This window comes from Ramlibacter sp. WS9 (genome assembly GCF_003797765.1).
GTDB lineage: Bacteria > Pseudomonadota > Gammaproteobacteria > Burkholderiales > Burkholderiaceae_C > Ramlibacter.
Map to the genome: position 1 here is coordinate 247,843 of NZ_RKMB01000001.1, position 23,949 is coordinate 271,791.

27 protein-coding genes are annotated in these 23,949 nt (G+C 65.9%); 6 read left to right on the forward strand and 21 right to left on the reverse strand.

Annotation, left to right across the window (positions count from 1 at the left end; all coding sequences use genetic code 11):
- Window positions 1-24 precede the first annotated feature (24 nt).
- The 8 genes from EEB15_RS01210 to EEB15_RS01240 all read right to left on the reverse strand — a co-directional run bounded on the left by EEB15_RS01210 (window position 25) and on the right by EEB15_RS01240 (window position 7,588).
- A complete protein-coding gene (locus tag EEB15_RS01210; protein WP_141507701.1) occupies window positions 25-1,113 on the reverse strand; it encodes a DUF2855 family protein in 1,089 nt (362 codons plus the stop codon).
- 155 nt (window positions 1,114-1,268) lie between these two features.
- Window positions 1,269-1,688: an organic hydroperoxide resistance protein gene (locus EEB15_RS01215; protein ID WP_141507702.1), complete on the reverse strand. Its 420-nt coding sequence runs from the start codon at window positions 1,686-1,688 to the stop codon at window positions 1,269-1,271.
- A 51-nt stretch (window positions 1,689-1,739) separates the two neighbouring features.
- The gene (locus EEB15_RS01220; RefSeq protein ID WP_141507703.1) at window positions 1,740-2,186 is read right to left on the reverse strand and encodes a MarR family winged helix-turn-helix transcriptional regulator; all 447 of its coding nucleotides are present in this window, start codon (window positions 2,184-2,186) and stop codon (window positions 1,740-1,742) included.
- Window positions 2,187-2,273: 87 nt separating this feature from the next.
- The gene (locus EEB15_RS01225) at window positions 2,274-3,083 is read right to left on the reverse strand and encodes a crotonase/enoyl-CoA hydratase family protein (protein ID WP_141507704.1); all 810 of its coding nucleotides are present in this window, start codon (window positions 3,081-3,083) and stop codon (window positions 2,274-2,276) included.
- Between the two features lie 4 nt (window positions 3,084-3,087).
- Complete coding sequence (locus EEB15_RS01230) at window positions 3,088-4,377, reverse strand: metallopeptidase TldD-related protein (protein WP_141507705.1); 1,290 nt, start codon at window positions 4,375-4,377, stop codon at window positions 3,088-3,090.
- Entirely contained in the window at window positions 4,374-5,714 is a 1,341-nt protein-coding gene (locus EEB15_RS33535) for a TldD/PmbA family protein (RefSeq protein WP_158289955.1), read from the reverse strand. Before EEB15_RS33535 ends, EEB15_RS01230 begins: the two co-directional genes overlap by 4 nt.
- A gap of 59 nt (window positions 5,715-5,773) precedes the next feature.
- Complete coding sequence (locus EEB15_RS33540; RefSeq protein ID WP_158289956.1) at window positions 5,774-6,703, reverse strand: hypothetical protein; 930 nt, start codon at window positions 6,701-6,703, stop codon at window positions 5,774-5,776.
- A 36-nt stretch (window positions 6,704-6,739) separates the two neighbouring features.
- Window positions 6,740-7,588, reverse strand: a complete 849-nt coding sequence (locus EEB15_RS01240) for a 3-hydroxybutyryl-CoA dehydrogenase (protein ID WP_141507707.1) — start codon at window positions 7,586-7,588, stop codon at window positions 6,740-6,742.
- 97 nt (window positions 7,589-7,685) lie between these two features.
- Here EEB15_RS01240 and EEB15_RS01245 point away from each other — a divergent pair, with 97 nt between their 5' ends.
- On the forward strand, window positions 7,686-9,365 hold the full coding sequence (locus EEB15_RS01245; protein WP_141507708.1) for a GMC family oxidoreductase: 1,680 nt from the start codon (window positions 7,686-7,688) through the stop codon (window positions 9,363-9,365).
- 96 nt (window positions 9,366-9,461) lie between these two features.
- Window positions 9,462-10,244: a hemerythrin domain-containing protein gene (locus tag EEB15_RS01250; RefSeq protein ID WP_141507709.1), complete on the forward strand. Its 783-nt coding sequence runs from the start codon at window positions 9,462-9,464 to the stop codon at window positions 10,242-10,244.
- Window positions 10,245-10,991: 747 nt separating this feature from the next.
- Here EEB15_RS01250 and EEB15_RS01255 read toward each other — a convergent pair.
- From EEB15_RS01255 to EEB15_RS01270, 4 genes are read right to left on the reverse strand one after another with little or no spacing between them, the layout of a single operon-like run.
- Window positions 10,992-12,356 (reverse strand): GAF domain-containing protein, encoded by a 1,365-nt coding sequence (locus tag EEB15_RS01255; RefSeq protein WP_141507710.1) that lies wholly within the window; start codon window positions 12,354-12,356, stop codon window positions 10,992-10,994.
- Entirely contained in the window at window positions 12,353-12,847 is a 495-nt protein-coding gene (locus tag EEB15_RS01260) for a pyridoxamine 5'-phosphate oxidase family protein (RefSeq protein ID WP_141507711.1), read from the reverse strand. Before EEB15_RS01260 ends, EEB15_RS01255 begins: the two co-directional genes overlap by 4 nt.
- Before the next feature lie 4 nt (window positions 12,848-12,851).
- A complete protein-coding gene (locus EEB15_RS01265) occupies window positions 12,852-13,673 on the reverse strand; it encodes an ABC transporter permease (protein ID WP_141507712.1) in 822 nt (273 codons plus the stop codon).
- Complete coding sequence (locus EEB15_RS01270) at window positions 13,670-14,593, reverse strand: ATP-binding cassette domain-containing protein (RefSeq protein WP_141507713.1); 924 nt, start codon at window positions 14,591-14,593, stop codon at window positions 13,670-13,672. The genes EEB15_RS01265 and EEB15_RS01270 overlap by 4 nt, the downstream gene beginning before the upstream one ends.
- 78 nt (window positions 14,594-14,671) lie before the next feature.
- Between EEB15_RS01270 and asd the strand changes: the two genes are divergently transcribed.
- Entirely contained in the window at window positions 14,672-15,535 is an 864-nt protein-coding gene (asd, locus tag EEB15_RS01275) for an archaetidylserine decarboxylase (RefSeq protein ID WP_141508009.1), read from the forward strand.
- A 17-nt stretch (window positions 15,536-15,552) separates the two neighbouring features.
- On the opposite strand, the gene EEB15_RS01280 is transcribed toward asd, so the two are convergent.
- The 4 genes from EEB15_RS01280 to EEB15_RS01295 form a co-directional block, all read right to left on the reverse strand.
- Window positions 15,553-15,960, reverse strand: a complete 408-nt coding sequence (locus EEB15_RS01280) for a PIN domain-containing protein (protein ID WP_141507714.1) — start codon at window positions 15,958-15,960, stop codon at window positions 15,553-15,555.
- Complete coding sequence (locus tag EEB15_RS01285; protein ID WP_141507715.1) at window positions 15,947-16,180, reverse strand: AbrB/MazE/SpoVT family DNA-binding domain-containing protein; 234 nt, start codon at window positions 16,178-16,180, stop codon at window positions 15,947-15,949. Before EEB15_RS01285 ends, EEB15_RS01280 begins: the two co-directional genes overlap by 14 nt.
- Before the next feature lie 57 nt (window positions 16,181-16,237).
- Entirely contained in the window at window positions 16,238-17,353 is a 1,116-nt protein-coding gene (gene ald / locus EEB15_RS01290; protein WP_141507716.1) for an alanine dehydrogenase, read from the reverse strand.
- Between the two features lie 90 nt (window positions 17,354-17,443).
- Window positions 17,444-18,319, reverse strand: a complete 876-nt coding sequence (locus EEB15_RS01295; protein ID WP_233259296.1) for an AraC family transcriptional regulator — start codon at window positions 18,317-18,319, stop codon at window positions 17,444-17,446.
- Window positions 18,320-18,429: 110 nt separating this feature from the next.
- Between EEB15_RS01295 and EEB15_RS01300 the strand changes: the two genes are divergently transcribed.
- Together EEB15_RS01300 and EEB15_RS01305 are read left to right on the forward strand one after the other, a co-directional pair.
- Entirely contained in the window at window positions 18,430-19,188 is a 759-nt protein-coding gene (locus EEB15_RS01300) for a hypothetical protein (RefSeq protein ID WP_141507717.1), read from the forward strand.
- Window positions 19,189-19,329: 141 nt separating this feature from the next.
- Entirely contained in the window at window positions 19,330-19,836 is a 507-nt protein-coding gene (locus EEB15_RS01305) for a hypothetical protein (RefSeq protein WP_141507718.1), read from the forward strand.
- A gap of 74 nt (window positions 19,837-19,910) precedes the next feature.
- Here EEB15_RS01305 and EEB15_RS01310 read toward each other — a convergent pair whose 3' ends face one another.
- The 3 genes from EEB15_RS01310 to EEB15_RS01320 are packed head-to-tail and all read right to left on the reverse strand — an operon-like array spanning window position 19,911 to window position 22,580.
- Window positions 19,911-22,157 (reverse strand): copper-translocating P-type ATPase, encoded by a 2,247-nt coding sequence (locus tag EEB15_RS01310; RefSeq protein WP_370283265.1) that lies wholly within the window; start codon window positions 22,155-22,157, stop codon window positions 19,911-19,913.
- The gene (locus EEB15_RS01315; protein WP_141507720.1) at window positions 22,096-22,338 is read right to left on the reverse strand and encodes a DUF2933 domain-containing protein; all 243 of its coding nucleotides are present in this window, start codon (window positions 22,336-22,338) and stop codon (window positions 22,096-22,098) included. Before EEB15_RS01315 ends, EEB15_RS01310 begins: the two co-directional genes overlap by 62 nt.
- Before the next feature lie 14 nt (window positions 22,339-22,352).
- Complete coding sequence (locus EEB15_RS01320) at window positions 22,353-22,580, reverse strand: heavy-metal-associated domain-containing protein (protein WP_141507721.1); 228 nt, start codon at window positions 22,578-22,580, stop codon at window positions 22,353-22,355.
- A 195-nt stretch (window positions 22,581-22,775) separates the two neighbouring features.
- Between EEB15_RS01320 and EEB15_RS01325 the strand changes: the two genes are divergently transcribed.
- Window positions 22,776-23,042, forward strand: coding sequence for a hypothetical protein (locus EEB15_RS01325; RefSeq protein ID WP_141507722.1), 267 nt, complete (start codon window positions 22,776-22,778; stop codon window positions 23,040-23,042).
- Between the two features lie 21 nt (window positions 23,043-23,063).
- Here the strand turns inward: EEB15_RS01325 and EEB15_RS01330 are convergent, their stop codons facing one another.
- Window positions 23,064-23,369, reverse strand: coding sequence for a copper-binding protein (locus tag EEB15_RS01330; protein WP_141507723.1), 306 nt, complete (start codon window positions 23,367-23,369; stop codon window positions 23,064-23,066).
- Between the two features lie 42 nt (window positions 23,370-23,411).
- Window positions 23,412-23,942 carry a plastocyanin/azurin family copper-binding protein gene (locus EEB15_RS01335; protein WP_141507724.1) on the reverse strand — a complete coding sequence of 177 codons (531 nt, stop codon included), beginning with the start codon at window positions 23,940-23,942 and terminating at the stop codon, window positions 23,412-23,414.
- Window positions 23,943-23,949: the final 7 nt, after the last annotated feature.

Genomic DNA, 23,949 nt, shown 5'->3' on the forward strand with positions numbered 1-23,949 from the left:
GCGGGCGCTACCGGTTGATGAAGATCAAACGAAGCACAGGATGTGCCCAACACGCGGGTCGCCTCGACCGGCCAGTACCTGGCCATACGCTTGCGCCACTTCCTCCGCGCCACGATGCTGCTGCACACTCAGCCAGGGTTGCTGCGCATCGGTGGCGCGGGCGCTGAACGCGTGCCAGGCCGTAACCAGTTTTTTGCCGAGTTCCGCCGGGCCCCAGTCGGCCTGGCGCTTCTTGATCTGTGCCGGAGCGAAAAACAAGGTCGCGCGCGGGCCGGGCAAATCCTTCCCGCCACCCAGCTGCTCCACGTGCGTGCCGCCGATCGAGCAGCTGTATTTCAGGTTGGCGAAGCGGGTGTGGATTCGCTTGCGCAAGTCGGCGTTGCCTGCGAAGTCGATGTACACGCACTCTGCGTCGGCGGCCACCTGGTCGAGTTCCTCGTAGGTCAGGACGTGGCTGTAGCAGCCCAGGCTTTCGCAGAAGGCCTTGTTGCCGGCCGACGTGAGGCCGACGACTTCGATGCCCGGGCGCTGGATGAGCTGGAAGGCTGTGCCATAGGCCGTCTTGCTCGAAGCGCTGGACAGCAGCGCGATGTCGGCACCGAAGAAATCGTTGTCGGCGAAGAAATCGTCGATCAGCCAGGAGGTGACGAACAGCGGGCGCAGCAAGGCCTGCACGTCTTCCGTGGCGGGGTTGTAGAACGGGTCGGCGGTGGTGCGCAGGTAATGGTTGTAGACGGCATGCAGGGCAGCGCGGTGCGGTGCCGCGTCGCTGAAGCCGGCGGCTGAAAGCCGGCCGGGCTGCAGCACCGCCTCGTTCGCCATGGGCCAGTAGCCGTAGAGGCGCTCGCCCACGGCCACGCCCGGGTGCAGCGATTGCAGCACGGTGCCGAAGCCCCACACCGGCACGATGCCCCAGCCTGCCTCCCCCGTGGGGAAGAACTGCCAGTAGTTCATCGCGTCGCCGAACGCGGCATAGGTGATGTTGTTGGACGTCAGCGCGAAGGAGTCGACGCGCACACGGATCTGGCCGTCAGTCAGGGGTGCGGGCTCGCGCGTGTCGATGCGTGTGGTGCCCAGCTGGTCCTGGCGCACGAGGAGGGTGGTGGTGCTCATCGACGAACCCTAAACGAAACGGCCCGCCGGTTCAACACCGGCGGGCCGCGTATGTGACTCCCCCCCGAAGCGGCTGCGCCGCCTCCCCCTCAGGGGGCGCCACCAGCGGCCCGGCGAAGCCGGTTCCGCGGTGGCCCGTGACGGGACTGCCTGGGTTAGACGAGCGTAACAGCGACGGCGATGTTGCCGCGGGTGGCGTTGGAGTACGGGCACACCTTGTGGGCGGCGTCGATGAGGCCCTGCGCGGCGGCGCGCTCCATGCCGGGCAGCGTGACGTTCAGGCGGGCGGCGATGCCGTAGACGGCGCCGACCGGGCCCAGGTCGACTTCAGCGTCGACGGCCAGGTCGGCCGGCAGCGTGATCTTCATCTTGCCGGCGACGGCCTTCATCGCGCCGATGAAACAGGCGGAGTAGCCGGCCGCGAACAGTTGCTCGGGGTTGGTACCGCTGCCGCCCATGCCGGGGGGCGAGAGCTTGATGTCAAGCTTGCCGTCGTCGGTGCGCGAGGCGCCGTCACGGCCGCCGGTCGTGTGGGCCTTGGCGGTGTAGAGGACTTTGTCGAGTTGCGTGGTCATGGTGGCTCCTTGAGTTCAGGTTGAGAAAAAGGGTTGGGATAAACAGGGGAATCAGCCGGCGAGCTGCGTGCGCAAGTCGCGCAGACGCTCCTTGAGCTGCATCAGCTCGCCGATGGAACATTGGCTCGCGGCACGGATGCAGCCGGGGATCTTTTCTGCGCGCGCCTTGAGCTTGCGGCCCTGGGCCGTGAGCGTGACGTGCACGCGCCGCTCGTCTTCCACGGCGCGGATGCGGGCCACGAAGCCCATCGCCTCCAGGCGCTTGAGCAGCGGCGTCAGCGTGCCGGAGTCGAGAAACAGGCGCTCGCCCAGCTCGGACACCATCACGCCGTCACGCTCCCACAGCACCAGCATGGCGAGGTACTGCGGGTACGTCAGCCCCAACTCTTCGAGCAGCGGCTTGTACAACTTGGTCATGGCCAACGACGTGGAGTACAGGGCAAAGCACAGCTGGTTGTCCAGCAGCAGGGCCTGGTCGGGGTCGTATTTTTGCGGCATGGCTGAATTGTAGCGTCAAATTCAATTGTGTGCAATTTAATTGCCAGGCACCGCTTGTCGCGGGAGGAGGGTGAGGCTTTTGTGTCGTCAGCGACCGGCGAAACGCGCAGGCCGTTTTTCCACGAACGACCGGACGCCCTCGGCCGCGTCCTCGCTGTTGGCGAGGCGCTGCTGGACATCGATGAAATCGCCCATCGCCGCGAGCGGCCCTTGTTCGACCGCCTTGAGTGCGTTCAGCCGCGTGGCCGTCACCGCCAGCGGCGCTTGTTCTGCAATGGCCTGCGCAATGCGCAGCGCTTCATCCAGCTCGTGTCCGGCGGGCACCACGCGCTGCACGAAGTTCAGGCGCAGGGCCTCGCCGCTGCCGAACTCGTCGCCGGTCAGCAAGTGCAGCATCGCGTTGCCCAGCCCGGCACGCTCGGCCATGCGCAGCGTCGCGCCGCCGGTGGCCATGATCCCGCGCTTGACCTCCAGCTGCGAGAACCTGCAGTCGTCGGCGGCCACCACGATGTCCGCCGCCAGCATCAGCTCGATGCCCAGCGTGTACGTGATGCCCTTGACGGCCACCACCATGGGCTTGGTGCGGCGCCGGTAGCCGGGCGTGCCCAGGTCGGTCGGCTCGACCAACCCCAATGGAATCGCCTTCTCGCCGCGCTGCATCAGCGGCGCGATGGTCGGCAGGTCCAGGCCCGCGGTGAAATGCTTGCCGAAAGCGTGCAGCACGCCCACACGGAGTTCCTCGTCGTCGTCGAGCCGTGTGTACGCCTCACCCAGTTCGCGAAACATGCGCGGGGTGAAGCCGTTCAACTTGGCGGGGCGGTTGATGCCGATCAGCAGCAGCGTACCGCGCCGCTCGGTGGTGATGGTGCCTTCCGGCGGCGGGGTCTCGGGGTTCATGGCGTCAGGAGAAGTGCAGGTTGGAAATGCGGATCCAGGGCAGCAACAGGCCGCCGGTGTCGATGCGCTCGCGGCTCACGCCGGCGATGTCGCGCAGCATCCGCGCCATGTTGCCCGTGACCATGCACTCCGACAGGGCCGCGCCGACCGCGCCATCGCGGATGACGAAGCTGTTCTTGATCACCCCGGAAAAGTCACCGTTCGCGGCCGGGTTCCCCATCGAGAACTGACCCACCACGGCGCCGCGATGAACACCGGCCACCAGCTGCTCACGCGGTGTCTCGCCGGCGGCGATCTCCCAGCCGGAGGCGGCCGTCGCGACGTGAGGCAGACCCGTCTTTCTGCTGCCGTACAGGCTGGGCGTCAGCGTCTGAAGGACGCCGTTGCGCACCACGTCGACCGACGGCGCGATGAAACCGTCTGGCGATACCGGCGCCACGCCGGGCGCGTCGAACCTGCTGCGCAGCGAAAGCAGGGGCGCTGCAATCGCCTGGCCGACGCTTTCGCGGAACAATGAACTGCCCGCGATCAGCTGAACGTCGCCCAACTGTCCCTGCAGCCAGCCCAGCAGCGATGCGACAGCGTGCGGCGACAGGACGACGTCGCCCACGAACTTCTCACCGAGCGGGCGCGCATGGATCTGGTGCTCGGTCTCGCGCATCATCTCGCCGATGCCGAAATGCGCGTGGGCCGGCCCGATCTGCAGGTCGTCCGCCGCGCCATAGGCATAGTTGAGCGAGCTCACGGCTTTGCCTTCGCGGGCGCCGCCTTCCACCATCATTCCGTACCAGCCCACGCTGCCGCCCAGCGCGCTGCCGCCGGTGGTGAGCGTCTGCCACTGGTAGAGCGTGTGTTTGGCATCTGCCGCTTCGATCGTCATCTTCGGCGTTTCGCGCACGCGAAACTCGAGCAGTTCGCTCATCTTGCCCGCCAGCAGGTCCAGCTGCGGCTCCTGCGGGCCTTTGACGATGCGCTTGCTCTGGCCGGACGAGACCGCGTTTGCCGGGTCCTGAGGCGCGGAGGCCGCATCGGCGAATAGCCCGGCGATGCGTATGCGCACTGCCTCCGGGTCCAGGTCGGCCACTTCGGTGCTCGCCATGCGACCATGGACGATGCCCATCAGCGAGAGCTTGCGCGAATCGGTGCTGCGCAAGAGGCTGGGCTCGTTGTGGTTGACGTTCAGCTCGTTGAGCTGGGTGTGGCCCGCGGTGACCTGGGCCTGCTCGAACCCGGCGGCGCGCATCTGCGCCAACGCCTGCTCGGCGACGTCGTGAAGGGACGGGGCTTGCATCATTCGCCTCCCAGATGGGCGCGCACGCGCAGCGCCGGGCCGCCCATGGAAACGACCATGGGCTGCTTCTTGCCGCAGTAGCCGGAGCAGTTCCACGACATGTCGTCGGAGACAGCGTCGGCGGACTGCAGCACCTTGATCGCGGAGCCCGACATCGTGGTGTCGCGGATGGCGCGGCCCAATTTGCCGCCCTTGATCTCGTAGGCGAGCGGGATGCCGAACATGAATTCGGTGGTGGAGTCGGCCTGACCGTTGGCCGTCTTCATCAGGTAGTAGCCGTCGTCGACCTCGGAGATCATCTCGGCCAGCTTGCGCGTGCCCGGCAGGATGACGGTGTTGCGCATGCGCACGAGGGGCTCGTCGGTCGGCGCGTAGGCTCGCGCGCTGCCGGTGGGCTGCAAGCCCAGGCGCTGCGCCGTTTCGCGGCTGCTCATGAAGTCGGTGAGAACGCCGTCCTTGATCAGCACCGCGTCGCGCGCGGGCGTGCCTTCGTCGTCGCAGTAGACCGGGATCATCGCTTCCTGCCCGTTGAAGGTGTGCGCCACATCGATCATGCTGACCAGCTCGCTGGCGATGCGCTGCCCGACGAGGTCCCCCGTCACGGCGCCGCCCAGCACGATGTCGGCTTCGCACGGATGGCCCATGGCCTCATGGGCAAGAATGCCCGCGAGCTCCGGGGCCAGCACGATGGTGTGCTGGCCGCCGCGTGCGGCGACGGCGTGACGCTTGGCCTGCAGGTGGCCGTGCAGTTCGTCGAGCCAGCCGGCCAGCGCCTCGACCGAGAGATCCAGGTCCGCCAGGCTGCCCTTGGCCGAGATCGGTTCGGACAGCTCCACCGGCGTGCCGCTGTCGCCGATGGCGGTGAACGTCACTGCGCAGGCAGCGCGCTGGATGCTGTTGAGCACGTCGCTGCCGGTGCTGGTGGACACCCATTTGCTGTGGTGCTCGTCCTGCATCCCGATGCGCACGGACACGAGTTCCGGATAGCGCTGCTTGCACCAGACCTGGATGGCCGTCATGCGGTCCACGCAATCGGCCTGGCTGAGGGCCGGGCGGCCGCGAAAGACATGCTCGCCGCGGTAAGTGCCGCCGGGCAGGGGCCGCGTGTCTTTTGCGCCGAACCGGGCCATCGTCTGGGCGTTCTGGCCGGCCTGCGCCTTCATGCGTTCGACACTGGCGCCGCTCGTGTCGTTGGTGGACGCAAAGCCCCAATAGCCGGCGCGGTAGGTGCGCGCACTGGCGCCTGCTTCGGTGGTCTGCGAGTTGAGGGTGAGGTTGCCGTCCACCATGAGGATGCGGCGCTTGCGCAGCTCGTGGCGGCGCGTTTCGGTGTAGTCCATGGGTGCTCCCTGATTTGGGAGCTCCATTAAATCAAAAGCCGGGAACTCATCAATGCGAGTCAGAACACCGATTCGGCGGGCTCCGTCCGCAGGTCGAGCACGTCGTCGAGCACCTCGTCCAGCAGCATCAGGTCGCGGTAGACGCCCAGCCCAAGCAGTGGCGGGCCGCTGCTGGCCTTGCGCACGTCGTTCTCGCCCAGCATCCAGCGCAGCACGAACATGCGTGACTCGCGGTAGGGCCAAATCTGCTCCAGCTCGGCGGACAGGTGCGGGTCGGCCAGCAGCTCGCTGCTTCTTGTCGACGGCTCTTCCCACACCGGCGCTGTCTGGCCGAAGCGCTGCCTGAAGGCCACTCGCGCGACGTCCCACTCGCTCTTGCGATCGAGCTGTTTGTACAACTCGAGCAACTCCAGGAAGACCCAGGGGCTCGTGTAGCGGAAATCGACCAGGTGCTCTTGCAGCAGCAGCACCGCCGCGACGTAGTCGCCGCGCTTGCGCCGCCGCTTCAGCTTGCCGTCGAGCTGGTGCAGGTCGATCAACGTGGCCTCGCGCCGCGAGATCGTTTCGCCGATTGCCGTCACATAAATGGCGCGTGCGGCCTCCGCCGGGTTCGGGCTGTCGGGCAGGATCTGGCTGAGGCCCCCGGCGGTCGTCATGATGGATGCGCCGGGGGGTTGAACATCGGCCCACAGCACCGAGTCCTTCTCGGTCTCCAGCAGACGCCGGCGCCTGCGTTCGACCAGCCATCCGAACGTCGCGGCGGCGGCTGCGCCGAACAGCAACCAGCTGCTGGTCGATGTCGCCGTACCCCTGGTCACCATGCCATTCGGCGGCGGCTGCTTGCCCGCGGCCGCCGATGCGGCTGGCGCCGGCCCGTCCACTTGCTGCACCGGTATCCACGCCAGCTCACGCGAGGGCCGCAGCGCCAGCGGCTCGCCTTCCTCCGGCAGGCCGACGGGGTCCACTGACGTGACGCCGGTGGTGGTCATGAGGGTTGCGATCGGCTCGTGGCGCCGCAGCGCCGCTCAGTAGGTGTACACGCCTCGCCCGCTCTTGCGGCCCAGGTGGCCGGCGGCCACCATTTCCTTGAGCAGCGGGCATGGGCGGTACTTGGAGTCGCCGTATTCGGTGAGATAGACCTGCATCACCGCCAGGCACACATCGAGGCCGATCATGTCGGCCAGCGCCAGCGGGCCGATCGGCTGGTTGCATCCCAGCTTCATGCCGGCATCGATGTCCTCGGCCGTCGCGAGGCCTTCGGACAACACGAAAAATGCCTCGTTGATCATCGGCACCAGGATGCGGTTGACGACGAAGCCGGGCGCATTCTTCACCGTGATGGGCGTCTTGCCCAGCGCCAGCGCCAACGCCTTCACGGCGTCGTGCGCGGTGTCGCTGGTTTGCAGGCCGCGGATGATCTCCACCAGCGCCATCATCGGCACCGGGTTGAAGAAGTGCATGCCGATGAACTGCTCTGGACGCGAGGTGGCCGCGGCCAGTTGCGTGATCGAGATCGACGAGGTGTTGGACGCGAGGATCACATCAGGCGCCAGGATCGAATCGACCTGCTTCAAGATCTTGACCTTGAGCTCGTGGTTCTCGGTCGCGGCTTCGATCACGATCTGTGCGGCCTTGAGGTCGTCGTAATTCGTGCTGCCTTTGATACGCGCTACCGCCGCGTCCTTGTCCGCCGCGCTCAGCTTGTCTTTCTTGACCAGCCGGTCCAGGCTGCCGGACACGGTGGCCAAACCCTTGCCGACCGCGGCGTCGCTGATGTCGACCATCACGGCCCGCAACCCGGCCACGGCGCACACCTGCGCGATGCCGTTGCCCATGGTGCCCGCGCCAATGATGCCCACAGTTTGAATACCCATTGCTTTTCTCTTTCGTAAGACAGCCCGCAATGGTACAAGCAGCCTGCCCACGTCGCTACTTTCGTTGTAAGGTGTCGGCATTGATTAGAGGTGTGAGATGGCAGACCAATTCGACTACGTCATCGTGGGCGGCGGCTCCGCGGGCTGCGTTCTGGCGGGGCGCCTCAGCGAGGACCCGGGCGTGAAGGTGGCGTTGCTGGAGGCCGGCCCGCCCGATCGCAACGTTCTGATCCACTGCCCGGCGGGCCTGGCGGTGCTCGCCAAGAACGGCGAGGCCAACTGGGCTTTCCAGACCGTGCCGCAGCCTGGCCTCAACGGCAGACGCGGTTACCAGCCGCGCGGCAAGGTGCTGGGCGGATCGAGCTCGGTCAATGCCATGATCTACGCGCGCGGCCACCGCAGCGACTACGACAGCTGGGCGGCAGAAGGCAACTCCGGCTGGGCGTGGAGCGACGTGCTGCCGTACTTCAAGCGGGCCGAGCACAACGAGCGTGGTGCCGACGACTTCCACGGCACCGGCGGCCCGCTCAACGTGATGGACCTGCGCAGCCCGAACCGCTTCGGCCCGCTGTTCATCGAAGCGGCCGTGCAGGCCGGCTATCCACGCAACGACGACTTCAACGGCGCGCACCAACAGGGCGTCGGCATGTACCAGGTGACGCACAAGAACGGCGAGCGCTTTTCCGCGGCCAAGGCGTACCTCACGCCCCATCTGGGACGGCCCAACCTGCAGGTGATCACCGGCGCCCACACCACGCGCATCCTCATGGACGGCAAGCGCGCCACCGGCGTTGAATACCACCAAGGTGGCCAGGTCAAGCAGGTGAAGGCGGCACGCGAAGTGCTGCTCTCCGCCGGCGCGCTGATGTCGCCGCAGATCCTCATGCACTCGGGCATCGGCCCCGCTGCGCACCTGCAGAGCAAGGGCGTCTCGGTGCTGCACGACCTGGCGGGGGTCGGCCGCAACCTGCACGACCACGTCGACGTGGTGCAGGTCGTCGACGCGCCCGCACTGAAGGATTTGTTCGGACTCTCAGCGGCAGGCGTCGTGCGCGTCGTCAAAGGCATTTTCGAGTGGCGGAAGCACCGCAGCGGCATGCTCACCACCAACTTCGCCGAAGCCGGCGGGTTCATCAAGAGCAGCGCGGCCGAGCCGGTGCCTGATCTGCAATTGCACTTCGTCATCGGCAAACTGGTAGACCATGGCCGCAAGACGGTGTTCGGGCACGGCTACTCTTGCCACGTGTGCCTGTTGCGACCGGCCAGTCGCGGCAGCGTGCAGCTGGCCGGCAACGACCCGATGGCCGCGCCGCTCATCGACCCGAATTTCCTGGGCGAACAAGCCGACGCACAGCGCCTGGTGGACGGCTTCAAGATCATGCGCAACATCCTTCAGCAGCCCGCACTCGCAGGCTACGGCGGGCGCGAGCTGCCCGCGTCGGCAAACGCGCGCAGCGACGCTGAGATCGAGCAGTTCGTCCGTGACCGCGCCGACACGATCTACCACCCTGTTGGCAGCTGCCGCATGGGCAGCGGCGAAGGCGCCGTCGTCGATGCACAGTTGCGAGTGCACGGTATTGCCGGGCTGCGCGTGGTGGACGCGTCCATCATGCCCAGCATCGTCGGTGGCAACACCAACGCGCCGACCATCATGATCGCCGAGAAGGCCGCGGACATGATCAAGGCCGCCGCCGTGCGTGAGCGTGAAGCAGTTCACAACTACGCGCCCGCCGACGCCGCCGCCGGGGAATTTAAGGAGTCTTTAGGGATTGCTTAAGCAATTCTTAGCGGCGCGCGCCGCCTCGCGTTTCTAGACTTCGCTGCATGGTTCGGTGCACGGTGCACCGGCCTTCATCCGAAGAAAGAAACGCAAATGAAGAACGATTCCAACGAAGTGCGACAGGTTGCCGCTGTACAGGCGCAACACACGACGGAGCAGCACACTACGCAGCCGCAGAACACGGCGCAGGCCCCCCGCGTCGACATGTACGGCGGCATCCACAAGGCGCTGCGCGCCCTGATGGCCGATACGCTGCTCGCCGTGGGCCGCATGGACGCCGAGGACGATCTCGAGCTCGCGCAAGTCACCGAGCGGGTGCTCGCGCTGCTCGATTCCTGCGCTTCGCACCTGAAGCATGAAAACGAATTCGTGCACGCGGCCATCGAGGCGCGCGCTCCAGGCGCGAGCGAGCGTATCGCGCACGAGCACGATGAGCACGAAAAGCACATCGCTTCATTGGCCGACGCGGTCGTTGCATTGCGCGGGTGCGCGGCCGAACAACGTGCGATGAGCGCACTGGAGCTCTACCGCGCCCTCTCGCTCTTCATTGCCGAGAACTACCAGCACATGCACATCGAAGAGACCGCGCACAACGCCGTGCTGTGGGCGCGCTACACCGATGCCGAATTGATGGAGATCCACGATCGGCTTGTCGCCTCGATCCCGCCCGCGGAAATGATGGAGATCGCGCGCTGGATGATCCCGTTCATGAACCCGGCCGAGCGAGCCGGTATGCTGGGCGGCATGAAGCAGCAGGCGCCCGCGCCCGCATTTCAGGCCGTGCTGGACACCGTGCGGCCGCACCTGACGGAACGAGAGTGGGTGAAGTTGGCGCGGGCGCTGGACCTGCCGGCGGTGGCTGGCCTGGTTGCCTGAGAGTCTGTCATCCATGCACCCGGAAATCCCTCGGTGCTGTTAGGCCGCGCGCGGCAACGCCGTGCATGGCCGGGCCGCGGCGCGATGGCTACGGCGTCCGGCATCCCTTGCTGTCGCAAGCTCCTGCCGGAGTCCCCGCGCTGAACGGTCTTGCGGCCCTGCGCAAAACAACTCACTTCGCTTTGCTCCGTTCAAACAAGTTTTGCGAGCATGAAACGGTCGCGTCGCAAGCGACGCTGGGCCGCAAGACCATTCACCGCGGGCGCCTGTGCTTTATTCGCGCCGCGACCCGGCCATGCACGGCGTTGCGGTGAGGCCGTCGGGTGCCGCCGGTGAGGCGCGGTGTTGTGATGAGGCCGTCAAGTGCCGCGGTGATGCACGGTCTTGTGACGAAGCATGAAGCGTCGGGACCCACTCGTGGATCACCTCGATGGTGATGCGAAGCTGTGCGTGGGCGGGCTGTGGCGCGAATAAAGCACAGGCGCTTGCGGCGGGCGACCCCGCGACCGTCTCATGCTCGCGAAAACTGTTTGACCGCAGCGAAGCGCAGGGAGTTTTTTCGCGCGGGTCGTGGGGTCTCCCGGCGCAAGGAATTCGGCAGGAGCTTGCGACAGCAAGCGATGCCGAACGCCGTAGCCATCGCGCCGCAGCCCGCCCACGCACAGATTCGCCGGCGCGGCCCACGAACACAAAGACAGAAGTCATGGATTGCGGATCAAGCGAAGCCCGCACTGACAGTCAAGCCAATCACTGAGCTTCAGCAAGCTCGATCGGGCGCTGCACTTCCAGGCGGAACCGGCCGCGGCCGGTCTTCTCGATCCGGATGTGCGGTCCATGTTCTACCAACCGGCGGCGCAGCAACACCAGGCGTGCTTCAAGATTGTCGGCGACGTCCGGCAGCGGGATCGATGCATCCAGCCGCAGCTCGCGATTGGAGAATTCCGTTCGGCCGTGCTGCACGTAATCCTTGAGCAGCTTCCACAAGATGGCCCCGGCCACGCCCTTGATCAGGTAGGCGTCGCCGATGAACACGCTGTCGTTGATGGGGAAATGCCGCACCTGCAGCGCCCGTTCGGGCTGAGCTTGCTGAAGCTCCTGGACCGGCTCAGGGCGAACGGGGGCATCTGCAGTCGCGTCCGGCGCTTCGGTGCCCGCGTGCATCAGGTCGATGGCCGCGCCCAGGTGGCCCGCCATCGCAACCAGCATGTCCTCGTCCTCGAAGCCGAACTGCATATCGCGCGGGCTCTCGACGAAAAGCACACCCAACAACTTCCCCGCGGACAGCACCGGCACCGCAAGCTGGCTATGCGGTTCCGCGAGACCGGGGTAGGGGATTTCGGTAATGGCTTCGATGTCGGGCACGTTGGCCTCGAAGCTGCTGCGGATGGCCTGGCTGTACAAGTAGGCATTGGCCATGTGCATGATGCGCACCGGCGTCCGTTCGCGCGCGGCAACGCCGATCACGCCTTGACCCATGCCGACTTCCGAGCCGACGCCGGAGGTGGCATAACCGCAACTCGCCACGGTGTAGAGCCGTTCGGCCGCGCTGTCGTGCATCAGCACCATGGCGTGCTGCACGCCCATGAAGTCGGACAGCGTGGCCAGCACGGCGCTGAGCGCTTCGTCCAGCGAGGTGCAGCGCGCCAGCCGTTCGCTGCAGCGGCGCACGGCCGTGAGCATGCCGCTGCGCGGCGGCGGGGCGGGCATCGGATCGCCTTCGACAGCCTCGATCAGCGCCACCTCGTAGACATCGGAGCCGAGCAGGCGGAACACGCCCTGCATGCCGGTGTGCGACGCGATGCCGGCGAGCTGCGCCTTCATGCCCTCGAAGAGCGGCCCTTCGGTCTCGGTGCGCAGGTAGCGGATGTTCAGGCGGAAGTACCCCGCGGTGTGTGGGTGGATCAGCAGCACCGTGGCGTACGGATTGGCCAGTATGTTCTGGCGGGTCTTGTTGAAGAACTGGAACGACAGTGCGACGTGCCGCTCGTCGACGTAGTACACCTGCGAGATGTAGGCCACGTTCGGCATGCCGTCCGCGCCGCAGGTGGACATCACCGCCGGGATCGCGCCCTCCAGGCACAGGCGAATGTCGCCCAGCTGCGCGGTCTTCATGCGCCACCGCCAGACAGCCGGGTCCCGGCTCTGGGACCGGGCGTTTGGTCATAGGCCAGCTCGGGCTCGAAGGTGACGGCCACAACGTCTTCGAGGCGGTGCGCCAGCATGGCGCGCGGCACCTCCGGCGGATAGCCGACCAGCTGGATTTCGTGTTCCATGGATGCGAGGTAGCGCGCCAGCACCGGCGCGTCGGCCGCCTCGGCATCGCGCAGCGTGGCGCGCGTGGCCTTGACCTGCACGGTGCGATGGGTCGACGGCTCGCTGAACACCACCGCGATGTGGCCGGTGGCGGCGATGTCCTGCACCAGCTGGCGCGATTGCCGGCGCGACACGTAGACCGTGATGGCGCGCCCTCCATCGGCCACGCTGCTGCCCACGGCGCGCATCAGGCTGGGCCGCATGGCGGCGTCGCGCGACGCCACGTTGACGGACACGCCGCGCTCCATCATGGCGGCCAGGTCCGGGGGCAGGAGGCTCGGTGAACTCATGGCTTCAGGCCTTGAATCGTTTGCGGGTCAGCGCCAGCGCGACCCAGAAAGAACCAACCGTATACACGAGAAGCACGAGCGCGTTGCGCAGCGGGTGTGCCGGCCACTGGTCCATGAACATCGGGCGCACCAGTTCCACCGCGTTCGAAAGCGGCAGCCAGTCCGACACCACGCGCACCCCCGCCGGCAACTGCTCACGCGGGAAGAACACGCCGGACAGGAACATCATGGGCGTGAGGAACAGGGTGAAGTAGTAGGTGAAGAAATCGTAGCTCTTGGCCAGCGCGTTGAAGATGAGCGCGATGCACGAGAAGGTGATGCCCGCGCCCAGCAGGACGAACCAGGCGGCCACCAGCTTGGGGCTGGCGCTGATGCCCAGGCCCAGCATCACGCACAGGATGGCGGTGACGGTGAAGATGGCCTTGAAGCCGGCCCACAGCATCTCGGCCAGCACGATGCTGTCCAGGCTGACCGGCGCATTCATGATGCCGTCCCACGTCTTTTGCACGTGCATGCGCGAGAAAGCGGAGTAGAGCGCCTCGAAGGACGCGGCGTTCATCGAGCTCATGCAGATCGAGCCGCTGGCGAGGAACAGGATGTAAGGCACGGCCGTGGTGCCCGCCGTGGTGGTGATGTTCACCTGCCCGACGAGCGCGCCCATCCCGTAGCCGAAGGCCACCAGCCACATCAGGGGCTCGGCGATGTTGCCCACCAGGCTGGGGATGGCCAGCTTGCGCCAGACCAGCAGGTTGCGCAGGAACACCGGCCACCAGCGGAACGACAGATCAGGGAAGCGCCAGATGCTCATGGCAGCAGTAGAGTTCATGCCTCCTCCCTGATCTGCCGGCCCGTGAGTTTGAGGAACAAATCCTCCAGGTTCGCCGGCCGGTGCAAGGTGCGCAGCCCCGGATGCGCCGCAAGGCCATCGAGCAGCGGCTTCGCGTCCAGCGTATAGAAGAAAACCGTTTCGCCGCTCACCTCGACGCGCGCCGCCATCGCCTTCAGCGGCGAATCCACCAGCGCCAACGCGCCGTTGCCATAAGCCTCGACCACGTCAGGCTCCAGGTATTGGGCGATCAGGTCGCGCGGCCGCCCTTCGGCGATCTTCCGGCCGTGGTCCAGCACCAACAGGCGCGAGCAAAGCCGCTCGGCTTCGTCCATGAAGTGGGTGGTGAGCAGGATCGACTTGCCCTGCTGCAGCAGCAGTTGCAACCGCTCCCACATCAGGTGGCGCGCCTGCGGGTCCAGGCCCGTGGTCGGCTCGTCCAGCATCAGCAGGCGCGGATCGTTCACCAGGGCCCGGGCCAGCGACAGCCGCCGGCGCATGCCGCCCGACAGCTCGCCGGGCTTGGCATCGGCCTTGTGCGACAGCGCGGCGAATTCCAGCAGGCGGGGAATGCGCTCGCGGATCTGAGCGTCCTTCATGCCGAAGTAGCGGCCGTACACCAGCAGGTTCTCGGCGCAGGTGAAGTCCGGATCGAGCGTGTCGAACTGGCTCACCACGCCCAGCTGCGCCTTGATGGCCAATGCGTCCTGCGGCATGGACAGGCCCAGGGCGGAAATCCAGCCCTGGCCGGGCGGCGTGAGGCCCAGGCACATGCGGATCGTGGTGGTCTTCCCCGCGCCGTTCGGCCCGATCACGCCCAGGCATTCGCCCTTGGCGATCTTGAACGACAGGCCTTTGACGACCTCGGTCTCGCCATAGCGCTTGCTAAGCTCGCGCGCCTCCAACAGATGCTCCGTCATGCCTTTATTGTGGCCCACGGCCCGGGCCGGTTGGCGTCAGCATAGAATTTTCGCTTTTCGCAACTACCGGTGATCGAATTGCCCAACCGCCTGGCCGTGACGCCGCAATACCTGCTGCCCAAGCGGCTGCTCACCGTGTTCGCCGGCCAGGTGGCGAACATGCGCGGCGGGCCGATCACCCGCGCCATCATCCGCAGGTTCGTCGCCAAGTACCGCGTCAACATGGCCGAGGCGGCCGATTCGCGCATCGAAAGCTACGCCACCTTCAACGATTTCTTCACGCGCGCGCTGCGCGAAGGCGCGCGGCCCATCGCCGATGCGCCTTTCATCTGCCCTGTGGATGCGGCCATCAGCCAGTACGGGCCCATCGAGCACGACCAGATCTTCCAGGCCAAGGGCCACAGCTATTCGACGCGCGCGCTGGTCGGCGGTGACCAGCAGCTCGCGCACCAGTTCGACCACGGCCATTTCGCCACGCTGTACCTCGCGCCCAAGGATTACCACCGCATCCACATGCCGTGCGACGGGCGCTTGACGCGGATGATCTATATCCCGGGCGACCTGTTCTCGGTCAATCCGCTCACCGCGCGCCACGTGCCCAGCCTGTTCGCGCGCAACGAGCGTGTGGTGTGCGTGTTCGAGACGGCTCATGGCCCGTTCGTCAACGTGCTGGTCGGCGCCACCATCGTCGGCAGCGTGGCGACAGTCTGGCACGGCGTGGTGAACCCGCCGCGCACCCGTGACATCCGGGAATGGCGCTACGACAAGGAAAACATCGTCCTGCACCAGGGCGCGGAGATGGGTCGCTTCCTGCTCGGCTCCACTGTCGTCATGCTGTTCCCGAAGAACGTGGTGAGCTTCCACGCTGATTGGGCGCCCACGAAACCGGTGCGGCTGGGGGAGGCGATGGCGACGGTGGCTGCGGGCGACGGCGCGCTCTGAGGAGAGCGATTCGGTCGTCAATCCAGAAAAGGGTTGCGAATGCGCAGCGTGCGGTCGATCAGCAAGCCGTGCTGCATGTCTTCCGAAAATAGCGTGGTGCAATTCGCAACCAACGCGGACGCGACGATCATGGCGTCGTACACACTGAGGCTGTAGCGCTCCGCCAGGCGCCTGCCTGTGTCGTGCGTCTCCACCGTCAGCGGCTCGACGGGGCAAGAGGCGCGGATGGCTTGGGCCAACTCGTCGATTTCTTCCCAACGCATGGCCAGTTTGCGCCGCGCTACGTTGGTCAGTTCGTTGAGAACCTGCACGCTGATCCGCGCGCCGCCGCCCACCAGCGCTTCGGCCCGATCGGCCTTTGCGCTGTCCGCGGACAGCAGGTAGAGCAGAACGTTGGTGTCGACAAACGCCTCAGCCGCGGGCATGGGCGTCGTCGCGGTCGAACTTGAAATCGGCAGGCAGCTTGCCGCGCAAACGCCTCAGGCGCGCCAGCAGCGCGCCGTTGCCCGGCTTCTTCCGGACCTGGAAGCTCCGTTCGCCGGCGACCACCACTTCCACGTCGTCACCTTCCTGCAGTTGCAGGACGTCCACGACCGCGGCGGGCAACCGGATGGCAAGACTATTGCCCCACTTTGAAACTTGCATGACGCGCCTTTCGGCTGGATATACACAAAGACAATGTATATCCAGCCGGCGCCGGCGTCAACCTAACAGCGTCGCGGCATCCACATACGGATACCCCAGGTCGCGCGCCACCGCCTCATACGTCACTTTCCCCTGGCACACATTGAGCCCGCGGCGCAGGTGCACATCGTCCTGGAGCGCCGCCTTCCAGCCCTTGTCCGCCAGCGCGAGGGCATGGCCGATCGTGGCGTTGTTCAAGGCGAACGTGGACGTGCGCGCCACCGCGCCGGGCATGTTGGCCACGCAGTAATGCACTACTCCGTCGACCCCGTACACCGGCTCAGCATGCGTCGTCGCGTGCGATGTTTCGAAGCAGCCGCCCTGGTCGATCGCCACGTCCACCACCACCGCGCCCTTCTTCATGCGCGAGATGTGGGAACGCGTCACCAGCTTGGGTGCCGCGGCGCCCGGCACCAGCACACCGCCGATTACCAGGTCCGCATCGAGTACCGCGTCCTCGATGCTCTGCGCGGTGGAGTAGAGCGTGGTGATGCGGTTGCCAAAGACCAGGTCCAGCTGCCGCAGACGGTCAACGTTCTTGTCCAGCACCGTCACGCGTGCACCCAGGCCGAGTGCCATTTGCAGCGCGTGCGTTCCGACGACGCCCGCGCCGATCACGGCCACATGGCCCGGCGCGACGCCCGGCACACCGCCCAGCAGCACCCCGCGACCGCCGTGCGCGATCTCCAGGTAATGCGCGCCGGCCTGCACCGACATCCGGCCGGCAACCTCACTCATCGGCGCGAGCAGCGGGAGCCCGCCGCCGGGGCCGGTGATGGTTTCGTAGGCGATGCACACGGCGCCCGATTCGACCAGCGCCCGGGTCTGCTCCGGATCGGGCGCGAGGTGCAGGTAGGTGTAGAGGATCTGGCCCGGCCGCAGCATGCGGCATTCCTGCGGCTGGGGCTCCTTCACTTTCACGATCATGTCGGCGTGGGCGAAGATGTCGTTCGCCGCCCCGGCGATCTGTGCGCCCGCCGCCTGATACTGTTCGTCGGCCAACCCGATGGCCGCGCCGGCGCCGGCCTGCACCCACACCTCATGCCCGTGCGCGGAGAGCTCGCGCACGCTGGCCGGCGTCAGGCCGACGCGGTATTCATGGTTCTTGATTTCCTTGGGCACGCCGATGCGCATGGCTGTCTCCTGTCGTTGTGACGACCATTCTGGAGAGATGCGCGGCAATAAGCCAACAGGTTCAACCGGTTGGCGCCGGTATTCGGGCGGCTAATGCACCGGCCGGCTCGCCAGCCAAGCCCTCGGCGACGAGCCCGACGCCTGCGCGAAGGCGCGCGAGAAAGAGGCGGCGCTCGCGTAGCCCAGTTCGCTGCTGGCCTCCTTCACAGATGCGCCGCCTGCCAGCATCGTCTGCGCGATCGAGACGCGCCAGCGCAGCAGGTAGTCGGCGGGCGCGATTCCGAGCAGCGCCTTGAATTCCGAGGCGAACGCACTCCGGGACATGCCGGCCGCCTCGGCCATGGACGCCAGCGACCAGGGCTCGCCCGGCCGCTCGTGCAACGCCGTCAACGCGCGGGCCAATTTGGGATGGGCGAGCCCCGTCAGCAAGCCGCGCGGGATGCCCGCCTCTTGCGGGTGATCGAGCAGCCAGCGCAGCAGCTGCAGCACCAGCACTTCGAACAGCCGGTCTGCCAGGAGGCGGTGACCGCAGCGCAGCCGTTCTGATTCGGCGAAGAGCAATGCCAGCGTGTGCTCCAGCCCTTCGGCCGAGCGCAGCGGCAGCACGATGACGGGCGGCAACGCCACAACCAGTGGATGCCGGTCGCCGCCTTCGAAGTCCAACGTGGCACATACGAATTCGGCGCCTTCGGAGGGCGCGTTGTGGAAGTGATGTTCGAGCGGACGCGGGTAGAACAGCAGCGTGGGCTCGGCCACCTTGATTTTTCTTGGCACGCCGGAACGGCCGCGGTGCGTGACGACCAATTCGCCGCGTCGCAGCACGTGCAGGAAGCCGCGGCCGGGCTCCGCGGCGAAGTGGGTGACACCGCACAGCGCGCCGCTGTGAAAGAGATGGGCGCGCACGCGAAAGCGCTCCAGCAGCGCCGACAGCCGGTCGATGGGCGGGAGCAGGGTCGGGGGCTTCACTTGGATGATTTGGTATGAAACATGGACTGAATGGCGCTAATCATACGAGACCAGGCCGGACACTGATGCGGTGCGTCGCAGCACATCGCGCAATTACCGAAAGACAACACATGACACACCGGATCCACCTTCACCCACTCGCCGCGGCCTTGGTCCTTGCAATCTCAGCGCAGGGCAGCCTGGCGCACGGCAGCGACCACGCCGGGGGACTGGCGAGCCAAGCCGCGCCCGCCGTCAAGGCGCCGTACGACATCGTCCACACGAAGATCACGACCGAGGGCAACACCGCGGTGTTTCACATGGCCGTATCCGGAAAGGCCGGGGCGCTGAAGCCTTCAAAAAGCGGAAAGCTCGCGGGCGCCAGCGTGTTCTCTTATGTCTGGCCGACCAGCCTGGACCCATCGACGGTCGGGTTCGAACCGAAGTCCGGCATCCTCGCGTTCGCCGTGACAGCGCATCCCGATTTCGACGACACGCCGTTGTTCGACGAGGACGGCGATGGCAATCCGGGAAACGACGGCAAGCTGTGGCACTCGCACTGGGTGGTGCTCCAGCCCGACGAGGCCTGCGGGCCGCGCGCGCTGAAGGTGGTCGACATCCCCGAAGGCAGCAAGCCGCGCGTGCCGAAGACCTGGCCCGGCCTGCCACTCCTGATCGACAGCCCGGGCTGGCAGCCCTCGTTCAGGAAGGGCACGTTGCAAGTGCGGGTGCCCTTCGACGACATCGGGGCCGTGCAGGAAGCGCGCTTCGATGGCGTCACCGCCGGGCTGCGCGTGAATGCCAGCGTGCACGCGCCGCTGCTGTGCGTGGTCAACGTGTTCAAGGTCGCGTCGGGCGACCTTTCATTGCCCGGACGGGTGGGCCGCTAGCCGCCTGGTATTGCTCGTCCGTCAGCCCGATGGCCGCGCCGGCCGCGGCCTCAACCGGTTGGCGGCGGCATTCGGGCGACCAAGGAAAAGCCTCTTTGACCTGCCTCAAGTCAGGGTCGAAGCTGCTGCCATAACCTGGGCTTGTCCGAACGCATCGAAAGCTTTGGGCCGTTCGACCCATTGGCTCAGCCTGTTTCAACTCTTGGGGTAGCAATCATGAAATCTTTTCGCATCAGCAAACTCCTGGCAGCCGCAGGCGCCGCACTCGCAATCTCGGCTGCAGGCTTGCACCTGCCGGCATTCGCGCAGACCGACGCTGCGGGGACACAGACCACGGTCGAGCGTGGCGTCACCGTCAAGGTGACGCCCAAAACCCTTTCCGGCGCAGTATGGGAGTTCGCAGTCGTCCTGGACACCCATGCCGAAGACCTTAAAGACGATCTCCAGAAGACAGCGGTGCTTGTGGTCGACGGCCGGGAGATCCAGCCGATTGCCTGGCAGGGTCCTGGCGCGGGAGGTCACCACCGTGAAGGCTTGCTCACCTTTGCCGCGCCCGCAGGCGCAGCCGGCCTCGTCGAGGTTCGGATCAGGCGCGAAGGGGAGGCCGCTCCTCGTGTGTTTCGGTGGAACACGGCAACGCTGAAATGAGCGCAGTCCGCAGCGGCTTCAGGGAACCGGCCGTTGGCGGGCCTTGGGAGCTGGATCAAGTTGAGAGCCGGCGCTCATTTTTCGGCCCTGAGCGAGTCCTCTTCCACTCGCACGGTCCTCAACCGCAGTGCGTTGGCGATGACGCTCACGGACGACAGCGCCATGGCCGCGGCCGCGATGATCGGTGAGAGCAGCCAGCCAAAGAACGGGTAGAGCACCCCGGCAGCGAGCGGCACGCCGGCCACGTTGTAAACGAAGGACAGGAAAAGGTTCTGACGGATGTTTCGCATGGTGGCGCGCGACAGCCGGCGCGCGCGCACGATGCCCAGCAGGTCGCCCTTCAGCAGCGTGATCCCGGAGCTTTCCATCGCGACGTCGGTGCCGGTGCCCATGGCGATCCCGACTTCCGCGGCGGCCAGTGCGGGCGCGTCGTTCACGCCGTCCCCCGCCATCGCCACGATCCGTCCCTCGCTGCGCAGTCGCTGGACGATTTTCGCCTTGTCTTCCGGGAACACTTCCGCGACGACTTCGTCGATCCCGAGCTGCTCGCCCACCGCCAGGGCAGTGGTCTTCCCGTCGCCGGTGAGCATCACGATCCTGACGCCCGCTTCGCGCAGTGCGTGGAGGGCTGCAGCCGTGGTCTGCTTGATCGGATCGGCGATGGCGACGAATCCGGCAAGCCTGCGGTCCCAAGCCACAAAAATGACCGTCGCGGATCGTGCCCTCTGTTCCTCTGCGGCGGCCTGAAGTGGCGACACATCGATGCGGTGCTCGGCAAGGAACTTGGCTGCCCCGCTCACAAGTTGGACCCCGCCAAGGCTGCCGACCACGCCTTTGCCAACCGGAGAGTCGAAGTCGGTCACTTCAGTGAAAGGGAGCTTGCGATCCTGGGCCGCGGCCACGACGGCCATCGCCAGCGGGTGTTCGCTGGCGCGCTCCACGCTCGCGAGCTTCTGAAGAACGTCTTCAGCCTCAAACCCCACCGCCGGTTCAATGTGCACGACCTTGGGCCGGCCTTCGGTCAACGTTCCGGTCTTGTCGACGACCAGCGTGTCGACCTTCTCCATGCGCTCCAAAGCCTCGGCATCGCGGATCAGCACGCCATGCTGGGCACCGCGCCCAACCCCCACCATGATGGACATGGGCGTCGCGAGACCCAGCGCACAAGGGCACGCGATGATGAGCACCGCCACGGAGGTGATCAGCGCATAAGAGAGCGCGGGGCTGGGCCCCCACAGCAGCCACACGGCGAAAGTGACCAGGGCCACGGCGATCACGACTGGAACGAACCACCCGGCCACCTGGTCGGCCATGCGTTGAATGGGCGCGCGGCTGCGCTGTGCGGCCGCGACCATGTGCACGATCTGAGAAAGCAGCGTGTCGGCGCCCACCTTTTCCGCACGCATCACAAAGCCGCCGGTCTGGTTGATCGTTCCGGCGGTGACTTTGGAACCTGGCACTTTGGATACGGGCATGGGTTCACCGGTCACCATCGATTCGTCCACCGTGCCTTTGCCCTCGACGAGCTCGCCGTCCACCGGCACCTTCTCGCCCGGGCGAACCCGCAGCCGCTCACCGGCCTGGATCGCGTCGATCTGAACCGTTTCGTCCGATCCGTCGGCACGGACGCGGATCGCGGTTTTGGGGGCCAGGTCCAGAAGGGCCTTGATGGCGCCCGAAGTCTTCTCACGGGCGCGCAGCTCAAGCACCTGGCCGAGAAGGACCAGGACAGTGATCACCGCGGCGGCTTCGAAGTAGATGGCGACCGCCCCGTGATCGCCGCGCAGTTCAGCGGGAAACAGTCCCGGGGCGAGCGTGCCCACCATCGAGTAGATCCAGGCCGCGCCCGTGCCGAGTGCGATCAAGGTGAACATGTTGAGACTGCGGTTGCGCACGGACGCCCAGGCCCGTACGAAGAAGGGCCATCCTGCCCACAGCACGGCAGGCGTGCCAAGCGCCATCTGTATCCAGTTCGAAGTCTGGGGCCGCAGCCAATGGCCGATGTCGAGGACGTGGCTGCCCATTTCCAGCGCGAACACCGGTAAGGTGAGCACCAAGCCGATCCAGAACCTGCGGGTCATGTCCCTCAGTTCGGGACTGTCGCCTGCGTCACCGCTTGCCACGACGGGCTCGAGTGCCATGCCGCAGATCGGGCAACTGCCCGGCCCCATTTGGCGGATCTGCGGATGCATCGGGCAGGTGTATTCACCGGCCGAAGCCGGCGTGGCTACGCTGTGCACGCGATGATCGTGTCCATGCTTAGCTGTTGCGCGGGCCATTGTTGTCCCGACTCTCGCCACGCGAATGGCCGCCGTGATCATGTCCGCGATGCATGAAGATGTGCATCAACGGACAGGCGGCCAAAAACGCAAAGGGAAGCAACGCCAGCACGTGGTCTTTGTGTGCAACCCATAGGTAGGCGCTCGCGACCACGGCGACGATGGTCGAGACGACGCCGAATGGCGTCTTCCAGAAAGAAGGGCGTGGGTGCTGCTGGTCCATGGTCGGCTCCTGAACTATCCGCAGCATGAGCCGGCGGCCGGTGCAGACGCTTGACCTGCCTCAACTGACTCGGGCTTTCGGGAGCCACAGCCACAGCCGCATCCGGCTTCGCCGCTGACGCGGACCCGCTTTCGCGGGACGTCGACCTCGACGCGCGCGGACTCATCCACTGCGGAGACCGCCTTGGCGATGGCGCTCGCGCAATGCCCGCAGGCGATATCGCTGACTTGGAAGGTAACCATGGCTTGTCCTTTTGAAGTGATGAAGCAACTATCAACCCTCCCATGGTGTCAAGGTCAAGAACTTTTTTTCCAGAATCGCCGCTGAGTTCGTCCTGTTCGAAGCACGTTGATCCATGTCAATGGGCTGGGCGGGGGACACGCGTAATGTGGAGTTCCAGCATTCCATTCCCCCCAGTCAACCTTGAAGGAAATTCCATGAAGCTGATTTCACGAGTAGTTCCGTTGGTTTCATCCGCGCTCCTGGCAGTGGGGCTGGCCGGCTGTGCCGCACCGCAAAAGAGCAACGCTCATGCTCATTCGGACACCGGCTCGATGGACATGCAGGCCATGTGCGAGATGCACAAGAAGATGATGAGCGGCAAACCTCCGGCAGAACAGCAGGCAATGATGCAGGAGCACATGAAGTCCATGGCGCCGGAAATGCGTCAGCGCGCGCAGGCAATGCACGAGAAGTGCAAGTAGGCTCACCACAGCTGGCCTGCCTTACTTCACCGGCTGTATTTCGGTGACTGTAAATTTCCCACCGTCATTGGCTGCCCGGAAGCGGACCTTGTCGCCGGGCTGAACCTTGTCCAGCATGGCGTCGTCCGTGACGTTGAAGACCATGGTCATCGGTGGCATGTCCAGGTTCCGGATCTGGCCGTGCTTGAGCGTGATCTTCCTGTTCTCCTTGTCCACCTTGCGAACCTCGGCGTCGGTCATATCCGCGGGCTGGGTCAATGCAGGCGTGGACACCAGTGCGGCAACTGCGAGCAGGCTCGTTCCCAGAATCGATCGGGCGATTTTCATGATGTACTTCCTTCATCGTTTCAATGAATGATCAGTGGGGCATCAGTTCTTCTGGCCCTTGGCTTGGGCCGGCGCCTTCGCATCGGCGACGACCTTGATCTTGCCCACCATGCCGGCCTGGTAGTGGCCCGCGATCAGGCACGCGAAATCGAAATCGCCGGCCCGGTTGAAGCTCCACACCAGGTCACCGGTCTTGCCGGCCGGGACGTGAGCCTGGTAGGGCTCGTCGTGCTCCATGGTCGGAAACTTGGCCATCAGGGCGGCGTGTTCGTCGAGTTCTTTTTTGGTGCCGATGACCATCTCGTGCATCACCTTGCCGGTGTTCTTGACAACGAACCTGACCGTCTCGCCTTGCTTTACTTCGATCTTGTCGGGGGTGAAGCGCATGGTGTCTGTCATGGTGATTTCGACGGTCCGCTTCACGGCCTTCGAATCACCGGCGATGCCCCAGTCTTTCTGTTCCTTCTTGACGGGGCCGTCCTTCTTCTTGTTGTGGTCCTCGCCTTCGTGGGCGGCCGCCGCCAGCGACAGGCCGATCAGGGCCACGGCGCACAGTGCGTTGATTCGTTTCATTTTTGAG